Consider the following 14,667-nt stretch of genomic DNA (forward strand, 5'->3'; position numbering starts at 1 on the left):
GTGTATATTTTTAGAAATAGCTTCGCTATTTCATCCATGACTCATAACTTATAACTGTGAACTCTGAACTGAATTACAGGGGTGATATATTGGAGTTAGACTTAGATTTTAATAAGTTAATTAAAAAGGTCAATACCATTTCAACAATATATAGTGAAGGTGTTGTTAAGAAAGTAATAGGACTTACAATTGAGGTGCAGGGGATAAAAGGATTTGTTGGTGAATTATGTATAATATACAATGAAAAGAATAGGCCCGTAAATTGTGAAGTTGTAGGTTTTAAAGAAGAGTTTGTTATTCTTATGCCATTAGATGAATTGATAGGTATTTCTCCAGGCTGCAGAGTTGTACCTCAACATAAGCCGCTAAGTGTTAAATGTTCAGATAAATTGCTTGGTCACATAATAGATGGATTAGGGAATCCTTTGGATTGTGACAGCATTTCTATGGAAGGCGAAGAATATCCTTTAGAAAATGAAGCGCCAGATCCTTTAAAGAGAAAAAGAATAAAAGAAATAATGCCAACAGGTGTAAGAGCTATTGATGGATTTTTGACTTGTGGTGATGGTCAAAGAATTGGTATTTTTGCTGGTAGTGGTGTTGGTAAAAGTACAACACTTGGAATGATAGCAAGAGAAGCAGAAGCTGATGTTAATGTTATTTCCCTTATTGGAGAAAGAGGAAGAGAAGTTCTTGAATTTATAGAGAAGGATTTAGGACCTGAGGGAATGAAAAAATCTGTTGTAGTATGTGCAACATCAGACAAACCTGCTTTAATAAGAATTAAAGGAGCTCTTACAGCTACAGCAATTGCAGAATATTTTAGAGATAAAGGAAAAAAGGTTATTCTAATGATGGATTCTGTTACTAGATTTGCTATGGCTCAAAGGGAAGTTGGTCTTGCAATTGGTGAACCTCCAGCAACTAAAGGCTATACTCCTTCAGTTTTTGCAAAACTTCCAAAACTTATGGAAAGATCAGGAACTTCATCAGATGGATCGATAACAGCGTTTTATACAGTCCTTGTTGATGGTGATGATTTTAATGAACCTATAGCAGATGCTGTAAGAGGTATACTAGATGGACATATAGTTTTGTCGAGAGATCTTGCTCATAAAAACCATTATCCAGCTATTGACATACTTAATAGTGTAAGCAGACTTATGAGTCAAATAGCACCAAATGATCATAAGGAAGCAGCATCTATTGCAAGAGACCTTTTAGCAACCTATAAAGATTCTGAAGATTTAATAAACATAGGAGCTTACGTTAAAGGAAGCAATAAAAAAATTGATATGGCAATTGCATACAATGAATCTCTAAATAATTTTTTACGACAAGGAATTGATGAAAAATCAACATTTGAAGAAACTGAAGATACCTTATTATCAATGTTTAGGTAAAAAAGTCTATAGAATTTTCTAAATTAAAAAAATCCCATAGGGATTTTGTCAATAATTGTTAACTGGACTAAGGTGGTGATTTTTTGGCTAAAAAGTTTAAATTTGGTTTGGATAAGCTTCTTGAAATTAGAAAAGCCAAAGAAGAAGAAAGTGAAAGACTATTTACAGAAAGTCAGCGTGAAAAAAGAAAAGTAGAAGAAAAATTAGAAGAACTTAATAGGAATTATAATAAGTATAAAGGTATTTCACCCAATGAAGATATAGTATATCAAAAATTGAAGAGATATTATATTCAAGGAGTTCAAAATGGAATAGAATCTAGTGAAAAAGATTTAGCTATAAAAAATCAAGAAGTTGATAGGCGAAGAAGAGATTTAATGGTAAAACAAATGGAAAGAAAAACTGTTCAAACCTTAAAAGATAAGAAATTTGATGCTTATGTAAAAGAGCAAGATAGAGTTGAACAGATAAATCTTGATGAATTAGCACTTTATGCATATGTAAGAAATAAAGACAGATAAAAGAAATTATCAGCAGCTAATAAAGTTGCTGTATAAATATTCGAAATTTAAATTATAGGACTTGAAGGGAGGTGAAAATAATGGGAACATCTACAAATACATTAGCTAGTTCACAATCTGGAAGTGTAGATTTTTTGACAAAAACTCCGAATGCAAATCTTGCAGATAAAGTTACATCTGTAGTTTATAAGACAGATAATTATAAAGTTTCTTCAAAAACTAAAGGTGAAGACTTCAAAGAGGTGTTGAACTCAAAATCTAGCTATAAAGATGGTAATAAGATTGAAAAAGCAGAAAAAAATGATAACACCTTGGTAAAAAATGATAACACCTTGGTAAAAAATGATAATGTATCAGAAAAAGATAATATTTCTAAAATTGAAGAGTTGAAGAAAGAACTTAAAGAATTAGAAGAAAAGAGTGGAAGTACTGATACTAAAGAAAAAGTTGAAGATATATTAACTCAATTGTTAAATTTAATTTCTCAATTCGATATTAAAGATAAAAATTTAAAATTAGATGGAGAAATTAATCAAGAAACTTTAAAAAATATGCTTGACAAGATTAATGAAACTAAGGCTTCAGCAAGTAATGTTGACAGTATTATGGAAAAGTTAATTGAGCTTATGAAAAAGGATTCTGTTAAAAATGCATTAGATAATGATTCTTTAAAATCAATTAAAGAAATTTTAAGTAAGTTAAGTGCTAATTTAGCAGGAGATAATACAGAAGCTACAAAAGGCATTAAGAGCAGCATGAAAAATTTATTGACAGAAGTTTCTAATATTTTAGAGAATAAACAAAATCAAAATACAAAAGTTTTAACTCTTGAAGATATGTTAGGCAAAAAATATTCTCAAGATAATAATGAAGGTTCACTTGGAAGCGAAAAAAATAACAGTTCTTCAGAAAATGTTAAAAATAATAAAGAAGTTTCTAAGGAAGATAAATTTTTAAATTCTTTGTTAGATGATAAAAAAGATGATTCTTTAAATAAAATCAATTTATTTGCTTCAAGAAGCCAAGTTATTCAAAATCAACCTGGAGATACTGTTAGAGGTCTTACAATAAATAAGGCTACTTTCACAAATGATTTAATAAGAGATGTTAAATTTATGAGTACCAATGCAATGAAGGAATTAACAGTGAAAGTTAATCCAGGAAACTTAGGTGAAATAACTATAAAGTTAATTCAAGAAGATGGAGTAATGAAAGCAAATTTAAAAGCAAATTCAAAAGAAGCCACTGCAATACTTTCGCAAAATTTAGCTGAAATAAAGAAACAATTAACAGAACAAAATATAAAAATAGCAGATGTTAATATTGAATTATATCAAGAGGATACAACTTTCTTTAGTGAACAAGGCTTTGGAAGACAGCTTTCAGAAGAGCAAGGAAGAAATGGTAGTAGCAAAAGTAATACTATAAGTAATGCAATTACTACAGAAGAAGAGTTAAATGATAATATTATTGTTTCTAATAACAATAATATAGAATTTTTTGCATAGGAGGTGAAAATATATGGCTATAGAAATGCAAATGAATCCTAAATATGTAAGTGCTGCTGATGCAAAAGCAGCAGAGAGAAATGCAAAAGCAGCTGAAGCCATTGGAAATCCAACAACTAGGAGAGGAACACCTATTAGAAAATCAAATACTGAATTTGATAAAAATTCTTTTTTAAAGATTTTATCAGCTCAGTTAAGTCATATGGATCCTACTCAAAATCAAGATTCTTCTGCATATGTTAGTCAAATGGCTCAATTTGCATCAATGGAACAAATGGCTAATTTAAATACAACTATGTCAGATTATGCACATCAAAATATGCTAGGGAAAGAAGTCATACTTAATGAAAAAGATGATAAAGGTGCATATGTTACAGGAACAGTTTCTAAAGTTCTTAGAAAGTCAGGAAATACGTATTATTCTGTTATTATTAATGGAAAGCCAGTAGAGGTTGAATCTAAAAATATAATAGGAGCTACAGAAGGAAATGACTATAATTTAACTGCTAATAGTAGAACTGCACTTAACTCAGATTTTATAGCAGCATCAAGTCTAGCTAGTAAAAATCAAAATGTTTTAGTTGCTGACCAAGATGAAAATAAAAAGCTTTTTATTACAAAAGGTAAAGTAATAGGTGCATATATAGATACGACGACAACTCCTGTTGTAAAAATAAAGGTTCAAGCAACAGATGCTGATGGAAAGGCAACTACTAAGACATATAACTATGGGGATATAGTAAGTGCAGGAGATTTAACAGAAGATGAAATGAATGCAACAATAGAAACATTTAAAAAGTCCCAAGAAGAATTAGAAAAGGCTAAAGCAGCTGAGGAAGCTAAAGCCAAAGAAGAAGCAGAAAAAGCTGCAGCTCTTCAGAAATCAGATGTAAAGGCTCAAACATAGATGAGCTATAGAATTGTTAACGGACAAATATATTCTGTAGGAAATATAGGGCAGAATATTGTTGCAGAAAATAGAGCAGGTAGAAGAAATGATTTTAATACAAAAGCCAACTTCCAACAGGTTTTGGATAATGTTGTCAAAAAAGATGATGGTTTTACAGTATCTAAACATGCAGCTTTGAGATTAAAAGAAATTAATTTTACACAAGATGATATGAAACAAATAGAAAAAGGGTTTGAAATTGCAAAAGATAAGAATTCTAGAAATACAGTTATGTTATATAAAGATGTTGCTCTTATAGCAAGTGTTGAAAATAAAACAATAATAACAGCAGTTGAAAAAGAAAGAGCAAAGGATAATGTATTTACGAATATTGATAGTGTAGTAATATTATAGCTGGACTTAGGACAGTTAACAGTTAACAGTTAACAAGTAATAGTTGAGGAAAAAATTCCTAAAGGAATTTAAAAGAAATGCTATAAGCATTTCATCCACAATTGTTAACTCGTAACTGATAATTTTTAACTGATTTGCGGGGGCTAGACTTGTGGAACGACAGAAGCAAGTTGAAAAAAATTGAAATATGGAGGAACGTTTATGTTAAGATGCATGTATTCTGGAATAAGCGGAATGAGAGCTAATCAAACGAAATTAGATGTTATAGGTAATAATATAGCAAATGTAAGTACTACTAGCTTTAAAGCTTCTTCAGCAAGATTTAAAGATATGTTATATCAAAATGCAGGAGAAGCAACGGCTCCTACATCTGCAAAAGGTGGAACTAATGCAAAACAAGTTGGTCTAGGTGCTCAATTATCAAGCATAAATAAAGTTATGGGTCAAGGAAATGCATTATCAACAGGGAGATCTCTTGACGTTTGTGTTGATGGTGATGGGTATTTCATGGTAGGTAAAGGAATCGCGGATTATACAACAGGTAAGGGTACTACTTTAACTGCTGATCATAAAATTGCTGGTGGAGATATGGAAATTCTTTATACAAGGGATGGAAATTTAACATTGGATAAAGAAGGAAATTTATTAACAGCAGATGGATATAGAGTTATGGGATATTTAGTAAAAGGCGATGCTGATGAGGATGATTCAACAGTAAAATCTGCAGCAACTAGTATAGATGAAACAGGAGAAGCTTTGTTTGTTAATGCTGATGGGATGGGGAAGACTAGTAAAAAATCTGCATTAAGAGTAACAGGAGACGTATTACAACCATTGAAAATTCCTGATTATGTAAAAAAAGAAGTGGCAGTTAGTGGTAAAATAAAAGATGCGACAAAGGATACAAAAACAACTCAACCAGTTAAGAAGTTTGAAATAGGCTCAGATGGTTTGATTACAGCAGTTTTAGGAGATGGAAGTAGAACTGTTCTTGGTCAAATTGCAATGGCAAGTTTTAAAAATCCAGAAGGTTTAGTTTCTGTAGGTGGTAACTATTTGAACGTATCATCAAATTCAGGAGAACCAATAGTTAGAAGTGGAGTAAATGTTCAAATGAAAACTGATGGAACATTAGATACTGCTATTGATGACAATAGTAAAGGATATGGAGACTGTATTCAAGGTTGCCTTGAAGGATCAAATGTAGATTTAACAGAACAATTTACTGATATGATTACAGCAACTAGAAGTTTCCAAGCAGCATCTAAGATGATTACTACTGGAGATGAAATTCTTCAAACTATTACTGGATTAATGAGATAATTTATAGGTAAGAAGTAATAGGCAAGAGTGAATAGTTAAGGTAAGAAATGCAAGGCATTTCTCGAATTTATTTTAGAAATAGCTTTGCTATTTCATCCTTAACTATTACTTATTCACTCTTACTTCTTACTTAATAATATTTATTCAGTAAGTTATAAATGATTATTTAAAAATTTAATGGATAATGCAGAATACACAATAGGAACTTGTGTATTGTGAACTGTACATTGATTAAAGAGAATAAAAATGAGGGGTGAAAATTTATGATAGACGTAACAGGAATGAATCATGAAAAATTCATATTAAATGCAGATCATATTGAAAAAATAGAAGAAGTTCCAGAAACTATAATTACTTTAACAAATGGTAGAAAATACATAGTTTTAGAAAGTATAGAAGAAGTTAGAAGTGAAGTTATACGGTATAAAAACAAAATATTTACCTACAAAGTGTAGTGAGTAGAAACTTTAAAAATATAAAATACAAATATTAACATTTTGATTGTTGCAAATAGTGAGGAGTGAAACTTATGGCTTTTGGGAAGAAAAAGGCAAATGAAAACGGGGAAAGTACGCCTAAATCTAATAAAGGGGTATTAATAATTTTATTTATTTTAGGACTTTTAGTATTGGGAGGAGCTGTTTTTGGTGGAGTGTATTTATTTATGAAAACCAAAAATACAATAGATGCTCAAGAAGTTATTATTGAAAATACTTATATGGAATTAAAAGAATTTACGGTTAATTTAGCTGATGATGGTGGAAAAAGATATTTTAAAGGGGAAATATCTATAGGTTATGATAAAACTAAAGACAAGTTAGCTGAGGAGTTAAAAGGTAAAGAAGTAGTAATAAGAGATGATATTATTTTTTACTTTAAAAGTCAAAAAGCAGATTATATAAATAATGTAGAAAATACTGAGGCTATGAAAAAGCAGCTAATGGATTCTATTAATAAGGATTTAACAAAGGGTAAAATTACTGATATTAGATTTAAAAGCATGATAATTCAGTAAGGTGAAAAGATGGATTTTAATTTTTTTGGAATGTTTCTACAATTAATTTTAGCATTGGGAGTCACATTAGGTTTAATGTTTTTGACATTTAAATTTATGGGAAAAAAGGTAAATTATATTAATAATAGTAAATATGTTAAAGTTATTGAACGTGTGCAAGTATCAAAGGAGAATACTATATTAGTGGTTAAGATTGGTAAAAAGGGATATGTAATGACTAGTTCTACAGGAAATATGGGGAAGTTATCAGAGTTGTCTGAAGAGGAAATTAATCTTATTGAAGAAGATAAGAAAAAAGCAGCAGAAGAAATAACTGAAAATTACAAGAATTTAATGATCAAATCAAGAAAAAATTTTTCTAAGATAGTAAATAATATACGCTCAAAGGAAGATAAAAATGAAAAATAAGAAGAAAAGAATTGCAGTTACACTCATGATGCTTCTTGGAATTATGATGTTTTGCACTATAAATGCATATGCTGCACCTAGTAATACTGATTTACCACAACTTAATATATCCCTTGGAGATAAGGGCAATACACCGCAAGACTATGCATCAAGTATTAAATTATTAATATTTTTTACAATTATATCATTATTGCCATCAATAGTAATAATGATGACATCTTTCACAAGAATTGTAGTAGTATTTTCATTTTTAAAAAGTGCAATGGGAGTACAACAAGCAGTTCCTAACCAAATCTTAACAGGATTGGCTATATTCTTGACTTTATTTATTATGGCACCTGTTTATAACCAAATGAACACTAATGGAATTCAACCATATTTAGAGAATAAAATTACTCAGGAACAGGCCATTACAGAGGTTTCTAAGCCATTAAAAACTTTTATGCTTGCACAGACTACAAAAAAAGATTTAAAGTTATTTATTGAGGTTAGTAAACTCGATACTACTAATTTAAAAGAAGAAACAGAAATTCCAATGACTACTTTAATTCCAGCATTTGCAATAAGTGAATTAAAGACAGCCTTTGAAATAGGATTTTTAATATATTTACCGTTTATTGTAATAGATATGGTAATAGCAAGTGTTTTAATGTCAATGGGTATGTTCATGTTACCACCAACAATGGTATCTCTGCCATTTAAATTAATTGTATTTGTAATGGTAGATGGATGGTATTTATTAACTCAATCATTAATAAAGAGTTTTATGTGAGGTGAAATGTTATGACGCAAACTATGCTTAATGCTGTAGTTAAAGATACTATAATAACAGCAGCAAAGGTATCGGCGCCTATATTGATAACAGTTCTTGTATTAGGTCTATTAATAAGTATATTTCAGGCAACGACGCAAATACAAGAGCAAACATTAACATTTGTTCCTAAATTAATAGCTGCCGCCGTTGTTGGAATATTATTGGGGAGTTGGATGCTTCAGACAATTATATCATTTACAAATAGAATATTTGATATGATTTCAAGAATTAATACATAAGAGGGGGTAGGGCATAGTGGTAGATACAGCCTACTTTCTTGCATTATTTTTAATATTTTTACGAATAACTTCATATTTTATAGCTGTTGGAGTGTTTTTCCCAGCAGGGACTCCTCAAGTGATGCAGGGAGTGTTTTCGCTAATACTTTCTTTTGGAATTTTAGCTGGAATAGATTATTCTACATTAAATTCTATTAATAGTGGATATATATTAGCTTTTTATGCAATTAGTGAAATAATGACTGGATTAATACTCGGATATATAACAAATTTAGTTTTTCAAGTATTAAGATTTGCTGGAGCATGGATGGATATTCATGCAGGGTTTTCTATGGTTTCAATACTAGACCCAACTAGTGAAACAACATCAACTTTACTTGGAAACTTTTCCTATTTTATTGGATTAGTTTTCTTTTTTATAGTTGATGGTCATCATATGATTATTAAAATGCTAGTTGAAAGTATAGGTATAGTTCCAATTGGAAAAACCATAGTTTATCAAGAAACTTTAATGGGAGTTATTCAGACTATTTTCGCATATTTTACATTAGGTGTTAAAATAGCAATACCACTTGTATTAATATTAGTGATAACAGATGTATGTTTAGGTTTGATTTCAAGGACAGTACCTACAATACCAATTATGATTTTTGGTATGCCAATTAAAAATATACTTGGATTAGTTACATTTATAATAGTAATGCCATTAATGCTTAAAATAATAGGTACGGCTTTATTTAATATACCTGATATTTTCCGGGAAATAGTTAAGTTAATCCCATTAGCATTAGTATTTGCTAGTGATGATAAAACTGAAGAAGCAACTCCAAAGAAAAAATCAGAGTCTAGAAATAAGGGTCAGATAGCAAGAAGTAAAGATGTATCAGTTGCAATTACAATGCTGGTTTGTACAATGCTTATTTCAATATTATGGGGAACCTTAACCAATGGATTTAAAGAAAATATAATTTATTTTTTTAAATTTCCTATGCTTGATGATTTAAGCCAAGAAAAAACTCTTTTTAATATAGTAGTTACAGTTGTGCTAAAAATAGCAGGATTGATTTTACCTTTTGCATTGCCTATAATGTTAGGAGGAATAGTTTCTAGCTTACTTCAAACAGGTTTCTTATTTACCAAGGAGCCATTAAAGCCTTCTTTTGGCAAATTGAACCCTTTAACAGGAATGAAAAATATGTTTTCTAAAAGAAGTTTAGTTGATTTATCTAAGAATATTGTAGTAATAAGTATAGTATCATATCTAGCATATAATTATATGGTGGATAATTATCAAAATATTTTAGGTATTTCAAATTTATACTTACCATCATTAGAATTAGAAGTAAAAAATTTAGTATTAGGTATTTTTAAAAAGATATGTATAGTTCTTGTTATTATTGCAGCAATTGATTATTTTCTTCAAGTAAGAATGCATAATAAAGAAATGAAAATGACAAAACAGGAAGTAAAAGATGAATACAAACAATCAGAAGGAGATCCGCAGATAAAAGGGAAAATTAAGCAAAAGCAAAGAGAAATCGGTATGAAGAGAATGATGCAGTCTGTGGCAGATGCTACAGTTGTAATTACAAACCCTACTCATTTAGCAATTGCTTTAAAATATGAAGAAGGAGGTAATATGGAAGCACCAAAAGTTGTAGCTAAAGGTGCTGATTATATTGCTTTCAAAATTAAAAATATGGCAAAAGAACATGATGTTCCGATTATTGAAAATAAGCCTCTTGCAAGAATAATGTATGAAAGAGTAGAAATAGATGAAGATATACCTCAAGACTTATACCAAGGGGTCGCAGAAATTTTAGCAGTAGTCATGAAGCTAAAAAAGAAATAGTTACATTTATAAAAGGGGAGGATTAAGTTTTGGAATTTGGGAATAAAAGGCTAAATATAAAAGATAATTTGGATGTAATAGTGGCATTTGGAGTTATAACAATAGTTCTTATGATAATAATACCATTACCTAAGGAATTAGTGGATTTACTTTTGGCCTTAAACTTAACAATTTCTATAGTTATAATTTTAATCACAATGTTTACTACGAATGTATTACAGCTTTCAGTATTCCCTACTTTGTTGCTTGTTACAACATTATTTAGGTTGGCGCTTAATATATCGTCAACTAGATTAATACTTACAGAAGCAGATGCAGGGACTATAATCACAGCTTTTGGTAATTTCGTTGTAAGAGGGAATTATGTTGTTGGTATTATAATATTTTTGATTATAGTAGTAATACAATTTATGGTTATTACCAATGGTGCGGGAAGAGTTGCCGAAGTATCAGCAAGATTTACTCTTGATGCTATGCCAGGTAAACAAATGAGTATAGATGCTGATTTAAATTCAGGAATGATTGATGATGCAACAGCAAGAAAAAGAAGACAAGATCTTCAATCAGAAGCAGATTTTTATGGGTCTATGGATGGTGCATCTAAATTTGTTAAAGGAGATGCTATTGCGGGTATAATTATTACTGTTATTAATATAATAGGTGGAATTATAATAGGTGTTATTGGAAAAAATATGACAGCGGCTCAAGCGGCTCAAATATATACTATTTTAAGTGTAGGTGATGGACTTGTCAGTCAGGTTCCTGCTCTTTTAATATCTACAGCATCAGGTATTTTAGTTACGCGTTCAGGAAGCTCTGATAACTTAGGAAAAACTTTATCTAAACAATTAACTGCATTTCCAATAGCAACTGGAATTGCAAGTGCATTAATGTTGTTTGTAGGTATTATACCAGGAATGCCTAAGATACCGTTTTTTGTGGCTTCAATTGCTACAGGAGCATTAACTTATGTACTTTATAAAGATGCAGCAGAAAAAGAAGCTATGGAATATGTATCGGAAGAAGAGGAAATAATCCAAGCAGAGCGTAAAGAGCCTGAAAATGTTATGAATTTAATTTCTGTAGAGCCTATGGAAGTAGAAATAGGATATGGTCTTATTCCACTTGCAGATGAAGCTTCAGGTGGAGATTTGCTTCAAAGAATTGCATCTGTTAGAAGACAATGTGCTATTGAAATGGGAATAGTTGTTCAACCTATAAGGATTAGAGATAATCTTCAATTAAAAACTAATGAATATATAATTAAGATTAGAGGAACTATGGTGGTTTCTTCTGAATTAATGCCAAGCATGCTCCTTTGCATGGATCCAACTGGAGAAAATTCAGATATGCCTGGAATTAAAACAATAGAGCCAACTTTTGGACTTCCAGCAGTATGGATAAATAAAGATCAAAGGGAAGAAGCTGAAATTAAAGGGTTAACAGTAGTTGATCCAACAACTGTTATGGTAACACATTTGACCGAAACAATTAAAAGCCATTCATATGAATTACTTGGAAGAGAAGAAGTTAAACTTATTGTGGAAAACGCTAAAGAAAAATATAGTGCAGTTGTTGAAGAACTTATTCCAGATTTATTATCTATTGGAGAACTTCAAAAGATATTGCAAAATTTACTTAGGGAAAAAGTGCCGATAAAGGATATTGTTACTATACTAGAATCCTTAGCGGATAATTCTAAAAATACTAGAGATTTGGAAGTATTAACTGAATATGTTAGATTTGCATTAGCAAGAACAATTTGTAATCAAATTGTTGATGAAAATAGAACAATTACAGTTGTAACTTTAGATCCTGAAATAGAAGAAATAATAGCAAATAATACTCAAAAATCTGTACAAGGATCATTCCCAACGGTAGATCCAGATACTACTACTAGAATACTTACAGGTATAAAAAATACTGTAGAATCAGTTTATTTTTATAATAATCAGCCACTTATATTGGTTTCCCCAAATATAAGACCTGTATTTCGAAAATTAATAGAAATGGTATTTCCTCATATTATGGTAATTTCTTTAAATGAAGTACCAAATGATGTTCAAATTAATAGTGAAGGAGTCATAGGAATATAGATGATAATGAAAAAATATCTTGTCAAAAACATGAATGAAGGTTTGACTCGTATTAGGTATGAACTAGGAAAAGATGCTATTATAATAAGTCAAAGAAAAGTAAGAAAACCAGGATTAAAAGGCTTTTTTTCAAAAAAGGTGATTGAAGTTACAGCAGCAGTTGAAAATTCAACTAATCAAGCAAAAAATAATTTTTCTAATAAGGAAGTAAGCTATTCTAAAAAAGACGAAGATTTTCAAAGCTCTTTAGAAAGTATTAAGAGATTAATGCAAGATGAAGTATTAGCAAAGGAAAGTATAGCTAAACCTAATAAAACAGAAAAGCTTGATACAATAGATAGTAGAATATTAGAACATAATGCTAAGGTTGAAAAAGAAAAAGCTGAAGTAAATAAACAAATAGAAAATTATGATATTAAATTAGAAGATAATATTAAGGAAACTATAATTATCAAAGATAAAAGTGATAATTCAGATGGAAATAATATTGAAGCAATTCATAAAGAAGTTAGTGAATTAAAAAATCTTTTAAGTAATGTTATAAAAAATAATTCAGTTGAAGAACCTTCAGCAGAAATTTTAAAAGAAAAACTAAGAACTTTGGAAATTGATGAAGATTTTCAAGATGAAATAATACAATCAGTAAAAGATAATTCTAATGACGAATGTGATGAAAAAGAAGTATTAAGGGATATTTTTGAAAAAGATATTCTAATTTCTAGAAAAAGTTTAGATGGACGTGTGGTATTAGTTGGACCAACAGGTGTAGGTAAAACTACTACAATAGCAAAACTAGCTGGAAGACTTGCTCTTATTGAAAAAAAGAAAGTTGGACTAATAACGGTTGACACATATAGAATTGGTGCTATAGAGCAGTTAAAAACTTATGCAGAAATAATGAACATTCCGTTTCAGGTAGTTATTACAATGAAGGAAATGGAAGAAGCTATAGATACTATGAAGGATTGTGATGTAGTTCTTATAGATACTACAGGAAGAAGCTGCAAAAATGCAATGCAGATTTCCGAACTTAGAGCGTTTGTTCAAAAAGCAAATCCTACTCATGTAAGTATGGTAATTAGTGCCACTACTAAAAATAGTGATATTAAGAATATATTAAAGGGATATTCTCAGCTTGAATATGACAATATTATTATTACAAAGCTTGATGAAACTAATGTATATGGATCGCTATATAATATAGCTAAAATAGCTAATAAGCCAGTCAATTTTATAACAATAGGTCAAAACGTACCAGATGATATAATGGTGCCTACAAAAGAAGAAGTTGCAAACTTCATTCTAGGGGAGGAAATTATATGCTAGATCAAGCTGAAGCACTGCGAAAATTAGTTGTTAATGAAGAAGAGGATAATAAAAATGTTGGAAGTAAGATTATAACAGTAACTTCAGGAAAAGGTGGAGTTGGGAAAAGTAATTTTGTTGTTAATTTAGCTATATCCCTTCAAAACAAAGGAAAAAAAGTTTTGATATTTGATGCCGATTTGGGTATGGGAAATGATGACGTATTAATGGGATTATATCCGAAACATAATATATTTGATATTATATATACGGATTTAGAAATAAAGGATATAATTATAGAAGGGACCAATGGAGTTAGTTTAATTCCAGCAGGATCTGCTTTAAGTAAAGCTCAAGAGTTAGAAGAAGAAGAAAGAAAGTTGTTTTTAGGTAAGTTAGAAACATTAGATGAATATGATTATATACTAATGGACACGGGAGCTGGTGTTAATAGAGATGTATTATCTTTTATAGCAGCATCAGAGGAGTTAATAATAATAACAACACCGGAACCCACTTCTCTTACAGATGGATATAGCTTAATTAAAGCTACAGATCATTATAAACTTAAGAATAAGGCAAAAATTATAGTTAATAAAGCTTTTTCAAAAGAGGAAGGGCAAGAGACTTATAATAAATTCGATAGAGCAGTTAGCAGATTTTTAAAAATTGAAATTGAATATTTAGGTTGTATACTTGAAGACAAAAAATTAGTTCAAAGTGTAAGACAGCAAAAACCGTTTATGGTTTTATATCCCAATTGCGATGCAGCTAAGGGAATAGAAGATATATCTTCAAAACTTGTAGGGCAGGAAATAAGTTCATCTAATGGAGCACATGGATTGTTCAAACGACTGTTTAATATATTTTCATAGGAGGA

Annotated in this window: 15 protein-coding genes; all 15 read left to right on the forward strand. The window is 30.1% G+C overall.

Going from position 1 to position 14,667, the window contains the following annotated elements:
* The first annotated feature begins 86 nt into the window (after positions 1–86).
* Positions 87–1,403, forward strand: coding sequence for a flagellar protein export ATPase FliI (fliI, locus tag GXK56_RS05675; protein ID WP_160686425.1), 1,317 nt, complete (start codon positions 87–89; stop codon positions 1,401–1,403).
* An 83-nt stretch (positions 1,404–1,486) separates the two neighbouring features.
* Positions 1,487–1,924 (forward strand): flagellar export protein FliJ, encoded by a 438-nt coding sequence (gene fliJ / locus GXK56_RS05680; RefSeq protein ID WP_160686083.1) that lies wholly within the window; start codon positions 1,487–1,489, stop codon positions 1,922–1,924.
* A gap of 80 nt (positions 1,925–2,004) precedes the next feature.
* Entirely contained in the window at positions 2,005–3,432 is a 1,428-nt protein-coding gene (locus GXK56_RS05685; protein ID WP_160686085.1) for a flagellar hook-length control protein FliK, read from the forward strand.
* A 13-nt stretch (positions 3,433–3,445) separates the two neighbouring features.
* Positions 3,446–4,339 carry a flagellar hook capping FlgD N-terminal domain-containing protein gene (locus GXK56_RS05690; RefSeq protein ID WP_243156027.1) on the forward strand — a complete coding sequence of 298 codons (894 nt, stop codon included), beginning with the start codon at positions 3,446–3,448 and terminating at the stop codon, positions 4,337–4,339.
* Positions 4,340–4,735: a TIGR02530 family flagellar biosynthesis protein gene (locus tag GXK56_RS05695; protein ID WP_160686087.1), complete on the forward strand. Its 396-nt coding sequence runs from the start codon at positions 4,340–4,342 to the stop codon at positions 4,733–4,735.
* A gap of 201 nt (positions 4,736–4,936) precedes the next feature.
* Entirely contained in the window at positions 4,937–6,058 is a 1,122-nt protein-coding gene (locus GXK56_RS05700) for a flagellar hook-basal body complex protein (RefSeq protein WP_160686089.1), read from the forward strand.
* Positions 6,059–6,321: 263 nt separating this feature from the next.
* The gene (locus tag GXK56_RS05705; protein ID WP_160686091.1) at positions 6,322–6,513 is read left to right on the forward strand and encodes a flagellar FlbD family protein; all 192 of its coding nucleotides are present in this window, start codon (positions 6,322–6,324) and stop codon (positions 6,511–6,513) included.
* Positions 6,514–6,587: 74 nt separating this feature from the next.
* Complete coding sequence (locus tag GXK56_RS05710) at positions 6,588–7,073, forward strand: flagellar basal body-associated FliL family protein (RefSeq protein ID WP_160686093.1); 486 nt, start codon at positions 6,588–6,590, stop codon at positions 7,071–7,073.
* Positions 7,074–7,082: 9 nt separating this feature from the next.
* The gene (locus GXK56_RS05715) at positions 7,083–7,481 is read left to right on the forward strand and encodes a flagellar biosynthetic protein FliO (RefSeq protein ID WP_160686095.1); all 399 of its coding nucleotides are present in this window, start codon (positions 7,083–7,085) and stop codon (positions 7,479–7,481) included.
* A complete protein-coding gene (gene fliP, locus GXK56_RS05720; RefSeq protein WP_160686097.1) occupies positions 7,471–8,253 on the forward strand; it encodes a flagellar type III secretion system pore protein FliP in 783 nt (260 codons plus the stop codon). Before GXK56_RS05715 ends, fliP begins: the two co-directional genes overlap by 11 nt.
* A gap of 11 nt (positions 8,254–8,264) precedes the next feature.
* On the forward strand, positions 8,265–8,534 hold the full coding sequence (gene fliQ, locus GXK56_RS05725; RefSeq protein ID WP_160686099.1) for a flagellar biosynthesis protein FliQ: 270 nt from the start codon (positions 8,265–8,267) through the stop codon (positions 8,532–8,534).
* A gap of 16 nt (positions 8,535–8,550) precedes the next feature.
* Positions 8,551–10,386 carry a fused FliR family export protein/FlhB family type III secretion system protein gene (locus GXK56_RS05730; protein WP_160686101.1) on the forward strand — a complete coding sequence of 612 codons (1,836 nt, stop codon included), beginning with the start codon at positions 8,551–8,553 and terminating at the stop codon, positions 10,384–10,386.
* Positions 10,387–10,415: 29 nt separating this feature from the next.
* Complete coding sequence (flhA, locus tag GXK56_RS05735; protein ID WP_160686103.1) at positions 10,416–12,482, forward strand: flagellar biosynthesis protein FlhA; 2,067 nt, start codon at positions 10,416–10,418, stop codon at positions 12,480–12,482.
* Positions 12,483–13,808: a flagellar biosynthesis protein FlhF gene (gene flhF, locus GXK56_RS05740; protein ID WP_160686105.1), complete on the forward strand. Its 1,326-nt coding sequence runs from the start codon at positions 12,483–12,485 to the stop codon at positions 13,806–13,808.
* Positions 13,802–14,662, forward strand: coding sequence for a MinD/ParA family protein (locus tag GXK56_RS05745; protein WP_160686107.1), 861 nt, complete (start codon positions 13,802–13,804; stop codon positions 14,660–14,662). Before flhF ends, GXK56_RS05745 begins: the two co-directional genes overlap by 7 nt.
* Positions 14,663–14,667: the final 5 nt, after the last annotated feature.

The organism is Clostridium sp. C2-6-12 (assembly GCF_009928485.1).
In the GTDB taxonomy this organism is placed as follows: domain Bacteria; phylum Bacillota; class Clostridia; order Clostridiales; family Clostridiaceae; genus Clostridium.

What these genes read in the sequence shown, in the direction of transcription:
- GXK56_RS05710 (WP_160686093.1), top strand. Translation starts at nt 6,588, where the DNA reads ATGGCTTTTGGGAAGAAAAAGGCAAATGAAAACGGGGAAAGTACGCCT.
- fliQ (WP_160686099.1), top strand. Translation starts at nt 8,265, where the DNA reads ATGACGCAAACTATGCTTAATGCTGTAGTTAAAGATACTATAATAACA.
- fliP (WP_160686097.1), top strand. Translation starts at nt 7,471, where the DNA reads ATGAAAAATAAGAAGAAAAGAATTGCAGTTACACTCATGATGCTTCTT.
- GXK56_RS05685 (WP_160686085.1), top strand. Translation starts at nt 2,005, where the DNA reads ATGGGAACATCTACAAATACATTAGCTAGTTCACAATCTGGAAGTGTA.
- GXK56_RS05690 (WP_243156027.1), top strand. Translation starts at nt 3,446, where the DNA reads ATGGCTATAGAAATGCAAATGAATCCTAAATATGTAAGTGCTGCTGAT.
- GXK56_RS05695 (WP_160686087.1), top strand. Translation starts at nt 4,340, where the DNA reads ATGAGCTATAGAATTGTTAACGGACAAATATATTCTGTAGGAAATATA.
- GXK56_RS05715 (WP_160686095.1), top strand. Translation starts at nt 7,083, where the DNA reads ATGGATTTTAATTTTTTTGGAATGTTTCTACAATTAATTTTAGCATTG.
- GXK56_RS05705 (WP_160686091.1), top strand. Translation starts at nt 6,322, where the DNA reads ATGATAGACGTAACAGGAATGAATCATGAAAAATTCATATTAAATGCA.
- flhF (WP_160686105.1), top strand. Translation starts at nt 12,483, where the DNA reads ATGATAATGAAAAAATATCTTGTCAAAAACATGAATGAAGGTTTGACT.
- GXK56_RS05700 (WP_160686089.1), top strand. Translation starts at nt 4,937, where the DNA reads ATGTTAAGATGCATGTATTCTGGAATAAGCGGAATGAGAGCTAATCAA.
- GXK56_RS05745 (WP_160686107.1), top strand. Translation starts at nt 13,802, where the DNA reads ATGCTAGATCAAGCTGAAGCACTGCGAAAATTAGTTGTTAATGAAGAA.